16 protein-coding genes are annotated in these 15,071 nt (G+C 60.5%); 8 read left to right on the top strand and 8 right to left on the bottom strand.

The annotated features are described in order from the left end of the window. Positions 1-2 precede the first annotated feature (2 nt). The 4 genes from flgH to OK411_RS08690 form a co-directional block, all read right to left on the bottom strand. On the bottom strand, positions 3-698 hold the full coding sequence (gene flgH, locus OK411_RS08705; protein ID WP_016771110.1) for a flagellar basal body L-ring protein FlgH: 696 nt from the start codon (positions 696-698) through the stop codon (positions 3-5). Between the two features lie 51 nt (positions 699-749). Continuing rightward, a complete protein-coding gene (gene flgG, locus OK411_RS08700; RefSeq protein ID WP_016771111.1) occupies positions 750-1,535 on the bottom strand; it encodes a flagellar basal-body rod protein FlgG in 786 nt (261 codons plus the stop codon). Positions 1,536-1,580: 45 nt separating this feature from the next. Next, positions 1,581-2,321: a flagellar basal body rod protein FlgF gene (locus OK411_RS08695; RefSeq protein ID WP_016771112.1), complete on the bottom strand. Its 741-nt coding sequence runs from the start codon at positions 2,319-2,321 to the stop codon at positions 1,581-1,583. Positions 2,322-2,666: 345 nt separating this feature from the next. Next, on the bottom strand, positions 2,667-4,229 hold the full coding sequence (locus OK411_RS08690) for a sigma-54-dependent transcriptional regulator (protein ID WP_136492187.1): 1,563 nt from the start codon (positions 4,227-4,229) through the stop codon (positions 2,667-2,669). 391 nt (positions 4,230-4,620) lie between these two features. On the opposite strand from OK411_RS08690, the gene phhA reads away from it, so the two are divergent. The 6 genes from phhA (at position 4,621) to OK411_RS08660 (ending at position 9,041) form a co-directional block, all read left to right on the top strand. Next, positions 4,621-5,412, top strand: coding sequence for a phenylalanine 4-monooxygenase (gene phhA / locus OK411_RS08685; RefSeq protein WP_056783748.1), 792 nt, complete (start codon positions 4,621-4,623; stop codon positions 5,410-5,412). A gap of 115 nt (positions 5,413-5,527) precedes the next feature. Beyond that, a complete protein-coding gene (locus tag OK411_RS08680; protein ID WP_016771115.1) occupies positions 5,528-5,884 on the top strand; it encodes a 4a-hydroxytetrahydrobiopterin dehydratase in 357 nt (118 codons plus the stop codon). Then, complete coding sequence (locus tag OK411_RS08675) at positions 5,884-7,077, top strand: amino acid aminotransferase (RefSeq protein WP_217879533.1); 1,194 nt, start codon at positions 5,884-5,886, stop codon at positions 7,075-7,077. Before OK411_RS08680 ends, OK411_RS08675 begins: the two co-directional genes overlap by 1 nt. 279 nt (positions 7,078-7,356) lie before the next feature. Then, positions 7,357-7,488: a hypothetical protein gene (locus OK411_RS08670; protein ID WP_016771117.1), complete on the top strand. Its 132-nt coding sequence runs from the start codon at positions 7,357-7,359 to the stop codon at positions 7,486-7,488. Between the two features lie 70 nt (positions 7,489-7,558). Then, positions 7,559-7,741 carry a hypothetical protein gene (locus tag OK411_RS08665; RefSeq protein ID WP_123443095.1) on the top strand — a complete coding sequence of 61 codons (183 nt, stop codon included), beginning with the start codon at positions 7,559-7,561 and terminating at the stop codon, positions 7,739-7,741. Positions 7,742-7,853: 112 nt separating this feature from the next. Next, the gene (locus OK411_RS08660; protein ID WP_264364757.1) at positions 7,854-9,041 is read left to right on the top strand and encodes an MFS transporter; all 1,188 of its coding nucleotides are present in this window, start codon (positions 7,854-7,856) and stop codon (positions 9,039-9,041) included. On the opposite strand, the gene arfB is transcribed toward OK411_RS08660, so the two are convergent. Together arfB and OK411_RS08650 are read right to left on the bottom strand one after the other, a co-directional pair. After that, positions 9,038-9,451: an alternative ribosome rescue aminoacyl-tRNA hydrolase ArfB gene (gene arfB / locus OK411_RS08655; RefSeq protein ID WP_130902801.1), complete on the bottom strand. Its 414-nt coding sequence runs from the start codon at positions 9,449-9,451 to the stop codon at positions 9,038-9,040. The genes OK411_RS08660 and arfB overlap by 4 nt on opposite strands. A gap of 224 nt (positions 9,452-9,675) precedes the next feature. After that, complete coding sequence (locus tag OK411_RS08650; protein ID WP_016771120.1) at positions 9,676-11,088, bottom strand: amino acid permease; 1,413 nt, start codon at positions 11,086-11,088, stop codon at positions 9,676-9,678. Between the two features lie 892 nt (positions 11,089-11,980). Here OK411_RS08650 and OK411_RS08645 point away from each other — a divergent pair. Then, positions 11,981-12,118, top strand: a complete 138-nt coding sequence (locus OK411_RS08645; protein ID WP_003222780.1) for a hypothetical protein — start codon at positions 11,981-11,983, stop codon at positions 12,116-12,118. 71 nt (positions 12,119-12,189) lie between these two features. Then, on the top strand, positions 12,190-13,155 hold the full coding sequence (locus OK411_RS08640; protein WP_071171406.1) for a leucyl aminopeptidase: 966 nt from the start codon (positions 12,190-12,192) through the stop codon (positions 13,153-13,155). Positions 13,156-13,459: 304 nt separating this feature from the next. Here OK411_RS08640 and rluB read toward each other — a convergent pair whose 3' ends face one another. Both rluB and OK411_RS08630 read right to left on the bottom strand, forming a co-directional pair. Then, positions 13,460-14,680 (bottom strand): 23S rRNA pseudouridine(2605) synthase RluB, encoded by a 1,221-nt coding sequence (gene rluB / locus OK411_RS08635; protein WP_150742446.1) that lies wholly within the window; start codon positions 14,678-14,680, stop codon positions 13,460-13,462. Between the two features lie 142 nt (positions 14,681-14,822). Further along, on the bottom strand, positions 14,823-15,014 hold the full coding sequence (locus OK411_RS08630) for a DUF1289 domain-containing protein (RefSeq protein WP_016771121.1): 192 nt from the start codon (positions 15,012-15,014) through the stop codon (positions 14,823-14,825). Positions 15,015-15,071 lie beyond the last annotated feature (57 nt).

Here is a 15,071-nt window from a genome sequence, read left to right as displayed (position 1 = left end):
ACCTAGAAAGGGAACAGCGGGCTGAGGAAGAAACGGTCGAACCAGCCTGGCTGACTCGTATCGGCAAACGCGCCGGTACCCGAGTAGGTGATGCGCGCATCGGCGACGCGGGTCGACGACACGGTGTTGTCGGTCGCGATGTCATCGGCGCGGACCATGCCGGCGATGCGCACCAGTTCGTCACCGGTGTTGAGCGTCAGCCACTTCTCGCCACGCACGGCGATGATGCCGTTGGGCAGCACGTCGGCCACGGTCACGGTGATCGAACCGGTCAGGCTGTTGCTCTGCCCGGACTTGGCGTCGCCCTTGGTCGAACGGTCGGCGCTGTAGCCGGCGTTCAGGCTCAAGTCGCCACCACCAATCGGGTTGTTGGTGGTCAGGCTGGAGCCGAACAACGAGGTCAGGCCGATCGAGTTATCGCTGTTCTTGTCCATCTGCGAGTTGGCGTTCTTGCTTGCCTGCGTGCGCTCGTTCAGGGTGATGGTGATGATGTCACCGACCCGGAACGCCTTGCGGTCGCTGTACAGGTTCTGCTCGAAGCCGGCCTGATAGATCGAGCCGTTGTTGGCCGCCGCCGGCAACGGTGTGCGCGGCAACACCGGGGCGTAGTAAGGGTCATTGGGCTTGGGCGTCGGGGCGACGCAGCCCGCGAGCGAGACGACCCCACTCAATGCCAGAACAGATACAAAGCGCTTCATGACCCTACCTCACGGTGTTGCTGGCGACCTCAGGCCGCCCCAAAGACTGGATTACAGATTCTGCGTTACGAACGAGAGCATCTGGTCGGCGGTGGAGATCACCTTGGAGTTCATCTCGTAGGCGCGTTGAGTGGTGATCATGTTGACCATCTCTTCAACGGTGCTGACGTTGGAGGTTTCCAGGGTGTTCTGCAGCGTGGTACCGAAACCGTTGAGGCCCGGGGTGCCGATCTGCGGCGCGCCGGAAGCAGCGGTTTCCAGGAACAGGTTGTTGCCCACGGCTTGCAGGCCGGCCGGGTTGATGAAGTCGGCGGTCTGCAGATTGCCGATCACTTGCGAGGCCGGGTTGCCGGCGATGGTGATCGACACGGTGCCGTCACGGCCGACAGTGAAGGTCTGCGCATCGTTCGGAATGATGATCGCCGGTTCCAGGGCGAAACCGCTGGCGTTGACGATCTGGCCATTGGAGTCGAGGTGGAAAGTACCGTCACGGGTGTAGGACGTGGTGCCGTCCGGCTGCAGGATCTGGAAGAAACCGCGACCGTCGATGGCCATGTCCAGCGGCTGCTCGGTGGTTTGCAGGCTGCCGGCGGTGAAGTTTTTCTGGGTGCCGACAATGCGCACACCGGTACCCACTTGCAGACCCGACGGCAGTTCGCTGTCTTGGGTCGACTGGGCGCCTGGCTGACGCTTGATCTGATAGAGCAGGTCCTGGAACTCGGCACGGTCACGTTTGAAACCCGTGGTCGAGACGTTCGCCAGGTTGTTGGAAATGGTGGTCAGGTTGGTGTCCTGGGCGGACAGACCGGTTTTGGCAACCCATAGAGCCGGAAGCATTCGATTCTCCTCGTGCGCCTGTTTTACGGCGCGACGTTCTGATAATTAGCTGATCTGCAAGACCCGAGCCATGGCCTGGTCGTCGTCTTTGGCGGTGTTCATCATCTTGACGTGCAACTCGAACTGCTTGGCCAGGGCCAGCACCGAAGTCATTTCTTCCACGGCATTGACGTTGCTCGACTCGAGGAAACCCGAGACCAGTTTGACGTTGGCGTCGGCTTGCGCCGGCTGGCCGTCCTTGGTGTAAATCGAACCGTCGAGGCCTTTGTTCATGTTCTTGATGTCCGGGTTGACCAGCTTGATGCGGTCGACTTCGGCCATGACGCGCGGACCTTCGCCCATTGCGCGAATGCTGATGGTGCCGTCTTCACCGACTTCGACCTGCTGCTCGGGCGGCACGGCGATCGGGCCGCCATTACCGATCACCGGCATGCCGTTGCCGGCGCGCAGTACGCCGAGGGCGTCGATGTTGAGGCTGCCGGTGCGCACGTAGCTTTCACCACCGCTGGGGTTTTGCACGGCGATGAAACCGTTGCCGGATACCGCGACGTCGAGCTCACGCCCGGTTTGCACCAGCGAGCCGGGGGTGAAGTCGGTGGCGGGACGTTCGCTCATGGCAAACGCCCGCGCCGGAAAGCTGTCACCAAACACCGGCATCGAACGCGCCTGCTCGAGGTCGCGCTGAAAGCCGTTGGTGGAGATGTTCGCCAGGTTGTTGGCATGCGCCCGCTGCGCCAGTGCGTTCTGGCTGGCGCCCGTCATTGCCACATAAAGGTACTTGTCCACTGTGTTTCCTCTGCATGCCGGACGTTTGCCGCCCACCGCTGTACTGCTCAGCCATAAGCAATTTGCAGACCAACTTTTTATTGGCGGGCGAAGGCCCGGTAAACAGGGGACTTGGGGGGATCGGAGGGGGGAATCTCAAATGGGTCGAAGACGAAAAACCGGCGGTGTCATGCCGGTTAGTGGCAATCCTCAGTTCGGCGGGGGATGGAGATCCTGTGGCGAGGGGATTTATCCCCGTTCGGCTGCGCAGCAGTCGCCAAGCCTGCAAATGAGGTCGCTGGGAAGGAAAAGCGGGGCGGCTTCGCCGCCCATCGGGGATAAATCCCCTCGCCACAAAGGCTCTATTTAGCTTTCGGAGGTTTTGGCAACCTCATACTCGCGCAACTTGTTGGCAATGGTGGTGTGCGAAACCCCCAGCCGCTTGCCCAACTGCCGACTGCTCGGGTGCTCGGAATACAAGCGTTCCAGCACCGCTTTTTCGAAACGCCCGACGATCTCGTCCAGACTTCCGTCGAGGGAGAAGTCGCCAAGCGGCTGACGCACGCCGTAATCCGGCAGGCGAATATGTTCGGCCTTGACCGTGCCGCCGTCGCACAGGGAAACCGCCTGGAACAGCACGTTTTCCAGCTGCCGCACGTTGCCCGGCCAGTGGTAATGGCTGAGGCGATCCATCGCCGCCGGGGCCAGTTTCGGCAGCGGACAGCCGATCTGCCGACTGGCCTGATCGAGAAAGTGTTCAACCAGCGGCGTCAGACCGTCGAGGCATTCGCGCAGTGGCGGGATGTGCAGCGACAGCACGTTCAAGCGGTGATAGAGATCCTGACGAAACTCGCCGCGCGCGCACAATTCGGACAAGTCCACCTGGGTTGCGCAGATCACCCGCACATCGAGATAGACCTCTTCATCACTGCCGACGCGACGGAAGCAACCGTCCTGAAGAAAGCGCAGCAGCTTGACCTGCAAGCGCGGGCTCATCTCGCCGACGCCATCGAGAAACAGCGTGCCGCCAGCGGTCAACTCCAGCAGGCCAAGCTTGCCCTCAGCGCGAGCGCCTTCGAAAGCGCCGGGGCCGTAGCCGAACAGTTCGGTCTCGGCCATCGACTCCGGCAGTCCGGCGCAGTTGAGCGCCATCAACGGTGACTGTCCACGCGGGCTGGCGAGGTGACAGGCGCGCGCGAGCAGTTCCTTGCCGGTGCCGGTTTCGCCTTCTATTAATAGCGGTGCATCCAGCGGCGCCATGCGTCGCGCTTCGCGGACCACAGCGGCCATGACTTTCGAGCTCTGGAAAATACTGTCGAAACCGCGCAGCTCTTGCTTGCGCACATTGTAGATACGCTCGCCGACCCGATCGGCGCGGTGCAGCGTCAGTACGGCGCCGGCCATGGCCTCGCTGTCGTCGTGCTCCGATTGCAGCGGTGCAATGTCGGCGAGAAAGATGTCGCCTTTGACCTTGACCCGCATGCCGTTGATTCGCGACTTGTTGGCGCGCACCAGTTCGGGCAGGTCGAAATCCTCGGCGTAGCGCGACAGCGGAATCCCCGGCACCTCATCGACGCGCACCCCGAGCAACTGCGCCGCCGCGCGGTTGGCCGCAACGATCGAGCCGCCCATGTCGATCGACAGCACCGGAAACTCCAGCGCGCCGAGCAGTGCGTTCAATTCCATGTGTCGGCGTTCACTGGGCATCAGCCCGACGCGCTTGACCCCAAACACCCCGCCGATCGCCTCGAACTTGGGGCGCAACGCCTGGAACTGGATGTTGATCAGGTTCGGGCAGTGCAGATAGATCGCATTGCCATGCTCACCGCCAACTTCACCGCGGGCAACGTTGATCCCGTATGCCACCAGCAGATTGAGAATGTCGCGCAGGATGCCGATGCGGTTCTGGCAGTGGACTTTGATGCGCATAGAAAAAGGCCCGACAAGATTGGGAAATTGACCAATGCCCGTGTGGGAGCGAGCTTGCTCGCGAAGGTGGCGGCACATCCTGCATTGATGTGTCAGGCCCACCGCTTTCGCGAGCAAGCTCGCTCCCACAGGGAAACGCGTTGCGCGCCGAACTGTTTTTTGTCGAGGCACGCAGATAGTTGTCAAGATTATGTGACAGCCCCAACCCTTTTCAAACCCGCCAATCACCGTAAATGCGCATCACCCGACAAAGCGTAACGATAAATTTACGAAACAAGCAGAATTTTCCTACGCAATCACCGCTCAACATGCTGCGCAGCTTCGCGCTCTGGGGTATTCCTTTAACCATCGCTGGACATAACAAAAACGATTTTCCTAGCAGGAGAGCAGCATGAAGCAGACGCAATACGTGGCTCGCGAGCCCGATGCGCAAGGTTTTATCGACTACCCCGCCGAAGAACACGCGGTGTGGAACACGCTGATCACTCGCCAGTTGAAGGTGATAGAAGGTCGCGCGTGCCAGGAATACCTGGACGGTATCGAAAAACTCGGTCTGCCCCACGACCGCATCCCGCAACTGGCCGAGATCAACAAAGTGCTCGGCGAGACCACCGGCTGGCAGGTTGCCCGGGTGCCGGCGCTGATTCCCTTCCAGACCTTTTTCGAATTGCTCGCCAGCAAGCAATTCCCCGTCGCCACCTTCATTCGTACCCGCGAAGAACTCGACTATCTGCAAGAGCCGGACATTTTTCACGAGATCTTCGGCCACTGTCCGTTGCTGACCAACCCGTACTTCGCCGAATTCACCCACACTTACGGCAAGCTCGGCCTGCAAGCGACCAAGGAAGAGCGCGTGTATCTGGCGCGGCTGTACTGGATGACCATCGAATTCGGTCTGGTCGACACCCCGCAAGGCAAGCGCATCTACGGTGGCGGGATTCTGTCCTCGCCCAAAGAAACCGTTTACTGCCTGTCGGACGAGCCCGAGCATCAGGTTTTCGATCCCCTGGAAGCCATGCGCACGCCGTATCGCATCGACATCCTGCAGCCGCTGTACTTCGTCCTGCCCAATCTCAAGCGCCTGTTCGACGTGGCCCATGAAGACATCATGGCCATGGTTCGCCAAGGCATGCAGCTGGGCTTGCACGCGCCGAAATTTCCGCCGAAACCCAAAGCCGCCTGAACCGCGACTTTTGCTGACAATTGCGCCTGTCCGTGGCCGCCACTTTGCTTTAGCGTGACGGCATTGGCGGCACACGCGCTTTAATAAAAAACACACTCGTTTTCAGGAATACACCATGTCGACTTTGAACCAAGCCCACTGCGAAGCCTGCCGCGCCGATGCGCCACAAGTCAGCGACGAAGAACTGCCGATCCTGATCAAGCAGATCCCTGACTGGAACATCGAAGTACGCGACGGCATCATGCAGCTGGAAAAAGTTTTCCTGTTCAAGAACTTCAAGCACGCGCTGGCGTTCACCAACGCCGTCGGCGAAATCTCCGAGGCCGAAGGTCACCACCCGGGCCTGCTGACCGAGTGGGGCAAAGTCACCGTGACCTGGTGGAGCCATTCGATCAAAGGCCTGCACCGCAACGACTTCATCATGGCTGCGCGCACTGACGAAGTGGCCAAGACCGCAGAAGGACGCAAGTAATGCACTTCGACGCCATCGGCCGGGTCCCCGGCGACCCGATTCTCGGTTTGATGGAGGCCTATGCGCAGGATGCCAATCCGCGCAAGTTCGACCTCGGCGTTGGCGTCTACAAGGATGCCCAGGGTCTGACGCCAATCCCCGAGGCGGTGAAAATCGCCGAGGCACGACTGGTCGAAAGCCAGGACACCAAGACCTACCTCGGTGGCCACGGCAATCCGCTGTTCGGCAAGGTCATCAACGAACTGGTGCTCGGTAGCGACTCGGCATTGATCGCCGAACAACGCGCCGGCGCCACCCAGACCCCGGGCGGTACCGGTGCCCTGCGTCTGGCGGCCGACTTCATTGCGCAATGCCTGCCGGGCAAAGGCGTGTGGTTGAGCAACCCGACCTGGCCGATCCACGAAACCATTTTCGCCGCCGCCAAGGTCAAGGTCAGCCACTACCCGTACGTGGGAAGTGACAACCGCCTCGACGTCGAAGCGATGCTCGCCGTGCTCAGGGAAGTGCCGAAGGGCGACGTGGTGCTGCTGCATGCGTGCTGCCACAACCCGACCGGTTTCGACCTGAGCCATGACGACTGGAAGCGCGTGCTTGAAGTGGTGCGCAGCCGCGATCTGCTGCCGCTGATCGACTTCGCTTATCAGGGTTTTGGCGATGGCCTCGATCAGGACGCCTGGTCGACTCGGCTGTTCGCGGCACAGCTCCCGGAGCTGTTGATCACCAGTTCCTGCTCGAAGAACTTCGGCCTGTATCGCGACCGTACCGGTGCGCTGATCGTCTGCGCGACCAGCGCTGACAAGCTCATCGACATCCGCAGCCAACTGGCCAATATCGCCCGCAATCTGTGGTCGACGCCGCCGGATCACGGCGCGGCGGTGGTCGCGACCATCCTCGCCGATCCAGAGCTGAAAGCGCGCTGGGCCGATGAAGTGGAAGCGATGCGCTTGCGTATCGCGCAGTTGCGCAGCGGTCTGGTCGAAGCGCTGGAACCCCACGGTTTGCGTGAGCGTTTCGCGCACATCGGCGTGCAACGCGGGATGTTCTCCTACACCGGCCTGTCGCCGGAACAGGTGAAGAACCTGCGCGAGCGGCACAGCGTGTACATGGTCAGCTCGGGTCGGGCGAACGTCGCCGGCATTGACGCCACCCGCCTCGCATTGCTTGCGGACGCCATCGCCGACGCCTGCAAATAATCCCCCCGCCCGACTGATCGTTCCCACGCTCTGCGTGGGAATGCAGCCCGGGACGCTCCGCGTCCCAACAGCGGACGCAGAGCGTCCATTGAGGCATTCCCACGCAGAGCGTGGGAACGATCAGCACATTTAGTTTTCGGTTGATCTCGCGCCCTGCGGCCATCTGTCGCATTAATTTGAATTAAAAGTCTGATTGTCATTTTTCCTGCTGTATCCTGCGCAGGCTTTGTAAAGCGCGGAGCACCTGATCTATCAACAGACTTAGCGAGGAGCGCAACCATGCACGAGATTCCCAATCTCCCCTTCCCAAGCCTGCACGTACCTGAGCAGACGACCCCGCAACACGCCGGTGCTGAAAAGCCCGAGCCGCAAGAAGCCGCTGACAGCCGCAAAGCCGACAGCGAAGAGTAAGACCCGCCGTACAGACCGTGTGGAAAGCGCTAACATGCGCTTTCCACACTGCCTGAAACCCGAGCCCGCCATGACCGATGAATTCTCCGAAAGCCAAGCTGCCGTGCTGATCGGCGCCACCGAGAAAATGATCGAGATCTGGAATCGCCTCTCACCCGCGAAACAGGCCGCCCTGCTCGAGCGTTTCGGCAGCGAAGAAAACGCCCTCGCCGCCCTCGTCACCACGCAACTGGTCGCCCCGGCGAAATCCTGAAAACGCCGCCCGGCAAATAGTTTTACTTTTCCCCGCCCTTGAGCGGTTCACGCCGGTATCATGAGCAGCCTATCTAATCTGCTGCTCCCGTGGATCGTTACCCATGTCGTCTATACCCGAGCCCCAGCGTCCGCTGGCGGTTACGCTGCAAGTAGTCTCCATCGTCCTTTTCACCTTCATCGGTTACCTGAACATCGGCATCCCGCTCGCCGTGTTGCCGGGCTACGTCCACAGTGACCTGGGTTTCGGTGCGGTGATCGCCGGGCTGGTGATCAGCGTGCAATACCTCGCCACCCTGCTCAGCCGCCCGTACGCGGGCAAGATCATCGACAACCAGGGCAGCAAACGCGCAGTGATGATCGGCCTCGCTGGCTGTGGCTTGAGCGGTGTGTTCATGCTGATTTCCGCGTGGACACCGAACCTGCCACTGCTGAGCCTGATCAGCCTGTTGATCGGCCGCCTGGTGTTGGGCAGCGCCGAGAGTCTGGTCGGTTCCGGCTCGATTGGCTGGGGCATCGGCAGTGTTGGCGCGGCGAATACAGCGAAAGTGATTTCCTGGAACGGCATCGCCAGTTACGGCGCCCTGGCGATCGGCGCGCCGTTCGGTGTCTGGCTGGTGAGCCGGCTGGGGCTGTGGAGCATGGGCGTGAGCATCATCCTTCTCGCTCTGCTCGGTCTGGCGCTGGCATGGCCAAAAACCGCTGCGCCGATTGTTGCCGGCGAACGTCTGCCGTTCATGCATGTGCTGGGCAAAGTCTTCCCTCACGGCTGCGGACTGGCGCTGGGTTCGATCGGTTTTGGCACCATCGCCACGTTCATTACCCTGTATTACGCGACCCAGCACTGGGACAACGCGGTGCTGTGCCTGAGCCTGTTCGGCGCCAGCTTCATCGGCGCGCGGCTGCTGTTCGGCAATCTGATCAACCGCCTCGGCGGCTTCCGCGTGGCGATTGCCTGCCTGTCGGTGGAAACGTTGGGACTGTTGCTGTTGTGGATTGCTCCGGATGCGCATTGGGCACTGGCCGGTGCGGCGCTGAGCGGTTTCGGCTTCTCGCTGGTGTTCCCGGCGCTGGGCGTGGAGGCGGTGAATCTGGTGCCGGCCTCGAGCCGTGGTGCGGCGGTCGGTGCCTATTCGCTGTTCATTGATTTGTCGCTGGGGATCACCGGGCCGCTGGCCGGGGCGATTGCGGCGGGGTTCGGTTTTGCTTCGATCTTTCTGTTCGCAGCCTTCGCTGCGTTGAGCGGCCTTGGCTTGAGTGTCTATCTGTACAAGCACACGGCGAAGTATCGCGAGGTTTAGAAGTCCACCTTGCCGCGCCCGGCCTTGATGCTGCCGCGCTTGGTTTTCGACTCCAGCCGACGCTTCTTCGAACCGAGGGTCGGCTTGGTCGGGCGGCGTTTCTTTTCCACTTTGGTGGCGCTGAGAATCAGCTCGACCAGCCGCTCCAGCGCATCGACGCGGTTGGCTTCCTGGGTGCGATATTGCTGCGCCTTGATGATCAGCACGCCGTCGCTGGTGATACGACTGTCTCGCAGCGCCAGCAGGCGTTCCTTGTAGAACTCCGGCAACGACGAGTTGGGAATGTCGAAGCGCAAGTGCATGGCGCTGGAGACCTTGTTGACGTTCTGCCCACCGGCGCCTTGCGCGCGGATGGCGGTCAATTCGATCTCGGCATCCGGCAGATGCACATTGTTGGAAATCACCAGCATGGAAAAGCGTCCGTAATCAGAGCGTGCAGGATAACCTGATTCACTCAACCTCTGTGGGAGCGAGCCTGCTCGCGAAGGCGGTGTGTCAGTCGATGCAGATGTTTCTGATGGACCGCTTTCGCGAGCAGGCTCGCTCCCACAGGGTTCGGTGTGATGCCAGATTTTTCCATTTCAAAACAACAAACCCGGCACTCTGGCCGGGTTTGTCGTTTCTGCCTGCGAGGTTATTTCGCTGTTGCAGCCACCACCGCCTGCACACTGCGCTTGTTCTTGATCAGGTAGCAGACCCACATGAACACCACCCACACCGGAATCGCATACACCGAGATCTGAATCCCCGGGATCAGCAGCATCACGCCGAGGATGAACACCACGAACGCCAGGCAGACGAAGTTGCCGTACGGATACCACAGCGCCTTGAACAGCGGCGTCTGTTTGGTCTGGTTCATGTGCTGGCGGAACTTGAAGTGCGAGTAGCTGATCATCGCCCAGTTGATCACCAGCGTCGCAACCACCAGCGACATCAGCAGTTCCAGCGCGTGCTGCGGGATCAGATAGTTGAGCAGCACGGCAACCAGCGTCACTGCCGCCGACGCCAGAATCGAACGCACCGGCACGCCGCGCTTGTCAATCTTCGCCAGCGCTTTTGGCGCATCGCCCTGCTCGGCCATGCCCAGCAGCATGCGGCTGTTGCAGTAGGTGCCGCTGTTGTATACCGACAGCGCAGCGGTCAGCACGACGAAGTTGAGGATGTGCGCGGCGGTGTTGCTGCCGAGCATCGAGAACACCTGCACGAACGGACTGCCGCTGTAGGAATCGCCGGACGCGTTGAGGGTTTCCAGCAGGCTGTCCCACGGGGTCAGCGACAGCAGGATCACCAGTGCGCCAATGTAGAAAATCAGGATGCGGTAGATCACCTGGTTGATCGCTTTCGGGATCACGGTTTTCGGCTTGTCGGCTTCAGCGGCGGTGAAACCGAGCATTTCCAGACCGCCGAAAGAGAACATGATGATCGCCATGGCCATCACCAGACCGCTCACCCCGTTGGGAAAGAAACCGCCGTGGGACCACAGGTTGCTCACCGAGGCTTGCGGGCCGCCATGGCCGCTGACCAGCAGGTAGCTGCCCAGCGCGATCATGCCGACGATGGCCACAACCTTGATGATCGCAAACCAGAATTCAGCTTCACCGAAGACTTTGACGTTGGCCAGATTGATCGCGTTGATCAGCACGAAGAATGCAGCAGCGGAGACCCAGGTCGGGATGTCCGGCGCCCAGTAATGGATGTACTTGCCAACCGCTGTCAGCTCGGACATGCCCACCAGAATGTACAGAATCCAGCAGTTCCAGCCCGACAGGAACCCGGCGAAACCGCCCCAGTATTTGTGCGCGAAATGGCTGAAGGAGCCGGCCACCGGCTCTTCGACGATCATTTCGCCGAGCTGGCGCATGATCATGAAGGCGATGAAGCCGCAGATGGCGTAGCCGAGGATCATCGACGGCCCGGCGGATTTCAGGACCCCGGCAGAACCGAGGAACAATCCGGTACCGATCGCGCCACCGAGGGCGATCAGTTGAATATGGCGATTTTTCAGGCCGCGTTTAAGCTCGCCTGATTGCGAGGGTTGTCCACTCATGAAAAAGGTCTCACGCAAGGTTTGATGATGTTCAGTAGACGTTGCTGCAAGGTTGCGATTTCAGGCAGCCCCGATCAAACCCCAGCGCAGGCACCAGGAGTTCAGCTCATTTACAACGGTCATGCGTCACCTGTTTGTTTTTATCTGTGACGAAATCGAACCCGGCACGCTTGTGGCGCGGCGGAGTGAACAAGGCGGATAGCCTCGAGATTTTTGCGATTACGCAGAGGGTCACAGTTAAAACGCGGCGCATTGTACACCGCTAACCCCCTGCTGCCAGACCCGCCTGATCAGCGTGTCGGTTGCCGGGATTGCATGTGTCCGCCTCGACAGTCTCGAGCGGCTGCAAAATATGAGTCAGGCCTTTGCAGGCCATCGACGGGGACGAGGAAAAAACCGTCCCACGGGGAGAAGTGGAAATCAGTCGCGGCGTCCATTGCGCCTCCTTCTTGTTATTCGCCTGCACGACAGGCATGGGGCGCATCACACCCTGCCTGAAGGCTGGAAACAAGCGCGCCAGAGCCCTGCGCGGCAGCTGTTCTCCCGGCTTACGGAAGCTTTTCCTTACAACCGATGCGGAGGCGGGAAATCACCGCTCCGGCGGGGCCTATTCGTCACGTTTTGTTTACAACGCGTAACGAATATCTTCCGAATCAGAAATTTCCGAAGGATGTCTGCATATTGACGGTAGCTAGCTTGCTATCAATTTCGCCTGCCTAGTTTTTTGTTTTCAAAAAAGAAAATCGATCCTGAAAAACAGAACAAAAAGTCTATTTAAAAATTAAATGGATAAAATTTTGCATTCGCAAAAAGCCTCAACTAGGTTTTTCACGTCTCACCGGCCACCTCGACCGGTCAGTCATAAACCGTGAAATTCTCTAGGAGATCGACCATGCAAGCACTGGAAAAAGACTTGGATACCGAACTGCAACTGGACGAATGGTTTGAAGCGCCAACCCATGAGGCCGCTGTGGAAATGATGCAAGCCGACGCGGTGGTTCCGTTCGGCACGGCGATGTGGCCTCTGTAAGACATCCCGGGCAGGCACGGTCCGGCCGGTCGTGCCTGCCGCTTCATTCCCCGGTCAGTCAGGGAGGATTCATGGACAAGCCCCGCGCCATCTCGCATTTCCTTTACTACCTCGAACATCACCCTGCCCTCGCCGGCCTCGACTCGGCGAAGGTCATGCTGGGCCACACCGCCGATTACGAAGCCCTGACCGGCGCCATTGCCGAACAGGCCGGCGAGCATCCGCGCTTTCAGTTCAGTGCCCGGCGTCTGGACCTGGAAAGCACCACAGCGCTGTCCGAGGCAATTGCCGACAGCGATCTGTACATTTTCTTCTACGACTCTTCCACCCTGCCCAACCCACGCCCCGACGGCCCGGAATTCGTTCGTGCGCTGCAAGCGGTGATGGCGGAAAACTGGAAGAAGTCGCTGCTGTTCAAGGATTACGGCGACTATTTCTACGACACCTTCAGCATCACCCCGCAACGCATCGCCGGGCTCAACAGTCACCTGATCCAGCGCATGTCCCAAGCGACCACGCTGAGTTTCAAGGATGACCACGGCTCATGGTTCGAAACGCCGATGAGCAGCATCAAGAAGTGGACCGACATCAACGGCGTCGGCAACTTCGACCTCGCCCCCGGCGAAATCGCCACCCACAGCGAAGCCATCAACGGCCATGTGAAGTTCAAGGGCACCTTCCTCAGCACCATCCCGTTCGCGCGCAAGTACGGCGTGCTGGAATCGCCGCTCGAGCTGTGGATCGAGAACTCGACCATCAGCCGCATCGCCACCGACGTGCCGGGGCTTGAGCATGACTTCAACAAGTACCTGGATGCCAACCCGTCGAACCGGCGGATTGAGGAGTTGGGGATTGGCACAAACGAAGGCGTGAAGGATCTATATGCACGCAATGCCGGGTTTGAGGAGCGGCATTGTGGGTTGCATCTTGGATTAGGCGGTGGCGCCAAGGGCAGTCATCACCTGGACCTGATCTTTTCTGGCGGGGTGTTGGCGCTGGATGACAAGCCGGTGTTTGACGGGCGGTTTGTGTTTTAGGTGACTGACGCCTTCGCGAGCAGGCTCGCTCCCACAGGGGATTATGTAAGCCGCAGATGATCGTTCCCACGCTCCGCGTGGGAATGCAGCCCGGGACGCTCCGCGTCCCTTCCAAAGCCGAACGCGGAGCGTCCGTTGAGGCATCCCCACGCAGAGCGTGGGAACGATCGGTGTCAGCACAGACTTTCGTCCAGACAAAAAAAACGCCAACCCTGAGGTTGGCGTTTTTGCTTCAGCTTGTAGCTTGTAGCTTGGAGCTTGTAGCTTGTAGCTTGTAGCTTGCAGCTAGTAACTCACAGCTGCCTTATTCCGGTTTCTTGCGACCGAAACCCGGGCGCTGACCGGAACCAGCCGGTGCGCCGCGACGCTTGCCCGACGGTTTGTCGCCATCGACCAGTTTGATCCCCGGACGCTTCGGCGCCGGTTTGGCCGGGCGCTTGTTGGTGGTGTCGGCTGGACGATCCGCCACTGGCGTACCGCGACCGGCCGGTGCACGACCTTCACCACGCTCAGTGCGACCGCTGGCCGGACGCGGTGCGCGCTCGCCGTCACGGGCGACTGGCTTGCGACCTGGACGCTCGCCTTCGATCTGCGGCTCACGGCTCGGGCGCGGCGCGGTCGGTGCGCCGGCGGCTGGACGCAGGGTGCGTACGCGCTCGGTCTTGGCCATCGGCCGCGACGATTTGCGCTGCATGCGTTCGAGTTTGTCCTTGCTCTTGGCGTTCAGCTGCGGCATTGCCACCGGCGTCAGGCCGACTTCGGCGCTGAGGACGTCGACTTCGTACTGGCTCATTTCGCGCCAGCGACCCATCGGCAGGTCGGAGTTGAGGAACACCGGACCGAAACGCACGCGCTTCAGACGGCTGACCACCAGACCTTGGGATTCCCACAGACGACGCACTTCACGGTTGCGCCCTTCCATGACCACGCAGTGGTACCAGTGGTTGAAACCCTCACCGCCCGGCGCCTGTTGAATGTCGGTGAAACGCGCCGGACCGTCTTCCAGCACCACGCCGGCCTTCAGGCGTTCGATCATCTCATCGTCGACTTCACCGCGTACACGCACGGCGTACTCGCGGTCCATCTCGTAGGACGGGTGCATCAGACGGTTGGCCAGCTCACCGTCAGTGGTGAACATCAGCAGACCGGTGGTGTTGATGTCGAGACGGCCGATGTTGATCCAGCGGCCTTCTTTGGGGCGCGGCAGCTTGTCGAACACGGTCGGACGGCCTTCCGGGTCGTCACGGGTGCAGATCTCGCCGTCGGGCTTGTTGTACATGATCACGCGGCGCACCGATTCGGCGGCCTCTTCGCGCTTGATCACTTTGCCATCGATGGTGATGGCGTCGTGCATGTCGACGCGCAGGCCGAGGGTGGCGTCTTTGCCATTGACCTTGATCCGGCCCTGGCTGATCCAGGATTCCACGTCACGGCGCGAGCCGACGCCGATACGGGCGAGGACCTTCTGCAGCTTTTCGCCTGCTGGGCCGATTTCCTGGTCGTCTTTCTGATTGATGTCACTCATCTGGGCACCTCCCGGTGTGGTCTGTTCAGGCGGCGCCTGAAGTATTGAAAACTGGGTCCAGGCCGAAGGGATCGGCGAAGGGTCGCGAATCATACGCGGATGTGCGCCGTCGCGCATCAGAGACTAGCTGATCGATTGCCGGTTATTTCTTTTTCCGCCGACCGGCACCACCGAGTTTGATCAGGCGCAGCGCGGCTTCGGCCAGCACCGTGCGTTTGTCGTCCTTGTCGAGCTTCTTCCAGGCCTTGATCTCGCGCTTGCTGCGACCGCAACCGAGGCAGATGTCGTCGGAGAATTTGCAGAGGCTGATGCAGGGGTCTTTGGTTGAGCTCATCGCAATCTCCAGAACGACATTTCACCCTGTGGGAGCGAGCCTGCTCGCGAAGGCGCA

The organism is Pseudomonas sp. RG1, from assembly GCF_025910115.1.
GTDB classification, from domain to species: Bacteria; Pseudomonadota; Gammaproteobacteria; order Pseudomonadales; family Pseudomonadaceae; genus Aquipseudomonas; species Aquipseudomonas atacamensis.
The sequence above is the reverse complement of the archived record's forward strand: the minus strand, read 5'-3'. Positions and strand labels throughout refer to the sequence as shown.

Excerpts from the sequence above, each read along its gene's own strand:
- phhA (WP_056783748.1), top strand. The coding sequence starts at position 4,621 with ATGAAGCAGACGCAATACGTGGCTCGCGAGCCCGATGCGCAAGGTTTT.
- OK411_RS08645 (WP_003222780.1), top strand. The coding sequence starts at position 11,981 with ATGCAAGCACTGGAAAAAGACTTGGATACCGAACTGCAACTGGACGAA.
- rluB (WP_150742446.1), bottom strand. The coding sequence starts at position 14,680 with ATGAGTGACATCAATCAGAAAGACGACCAGGAAATCGGCCCAGCAGGC.
- OK411_RS08665 (WP_123443095.1), top strand. The coding sequence starts at position 7,559 with ATGACCGATGAATTCTCCGAAAGCCAAGCTGCCGTGCTGATCGGCGCC.
- OK411_RS08670 (WP_016771117.1), top strand. The coding sequence starts at position 7,357 with ATGCACGAGATTCCCAATCTCCCCTTCCCAAGCCTGCACGTACCTGAG.
- OK411_RS08690 (WP_136492187.1), bottom strand. The coding sequence starts at position 4,229 with ATGCGCATCAAAGTCCACTGCCAGAACCGCATCGGCATCCTGCGCGAC.
- flgG (WP_016771111.1), bottom strand. The coding sequence starts at position 1,535 with ATGCTTCCGGCTCTATGGGTTGCCAAAACCGGTCTGTCCGCCCAGGAC.
- OK411_RS08680 (WP_016771115.1), top strand. The coding sequence starts at position 5,528 with ATGTCGACTTTGAACCAAGCCCACTGCGAAGCCTGCCGCGCCGATGCG.
- OK411_RS08675 (WP_217879533.1), top strand. The coding sequence starts at position 5,884 with ATGCACTTCGACGCCATCGGCCGGGTCCCCGGCGACCCGATTCTCGGT.
- OK411_RS08630 (WP_016771121.1), bottom strand. The coding sequence starts at position 15,014 with ATGAGCTCAACCAAAGACCCCTGCATCAGCCTCTGCAAATTCTCCGAC.
- flgH (WP_016771110.1), bottom strand. The coding sequence starts at position 698 with ATGAAGCGCTTTGTATCTGTTCTGGCATTGAGTGGGGTCGTCTCGCTC.
- OK411_RS08640 (WP_071171406.1), top strand. The coding sequence starts at position 12,190 with ATGGACAAGCCCCGCGCCATCTCGCATTTCCTTTACTACCTCGAACAT.
- OK411_RS08650 (WP_016771120.1), bottom strand. The coding sequence starts at position 11,088 with ATGAGTGGACAACCCTCGCAATCAGGCGAGCTTAAACGCGGCCTGAAA.
- arfB (WP_130902801.1), bottom strand. The coding sequence starts at position 9,451 with ATGCTGGTGATTTCCAACAATGTGCATCTGCCGGATGCCGAGATCGAA.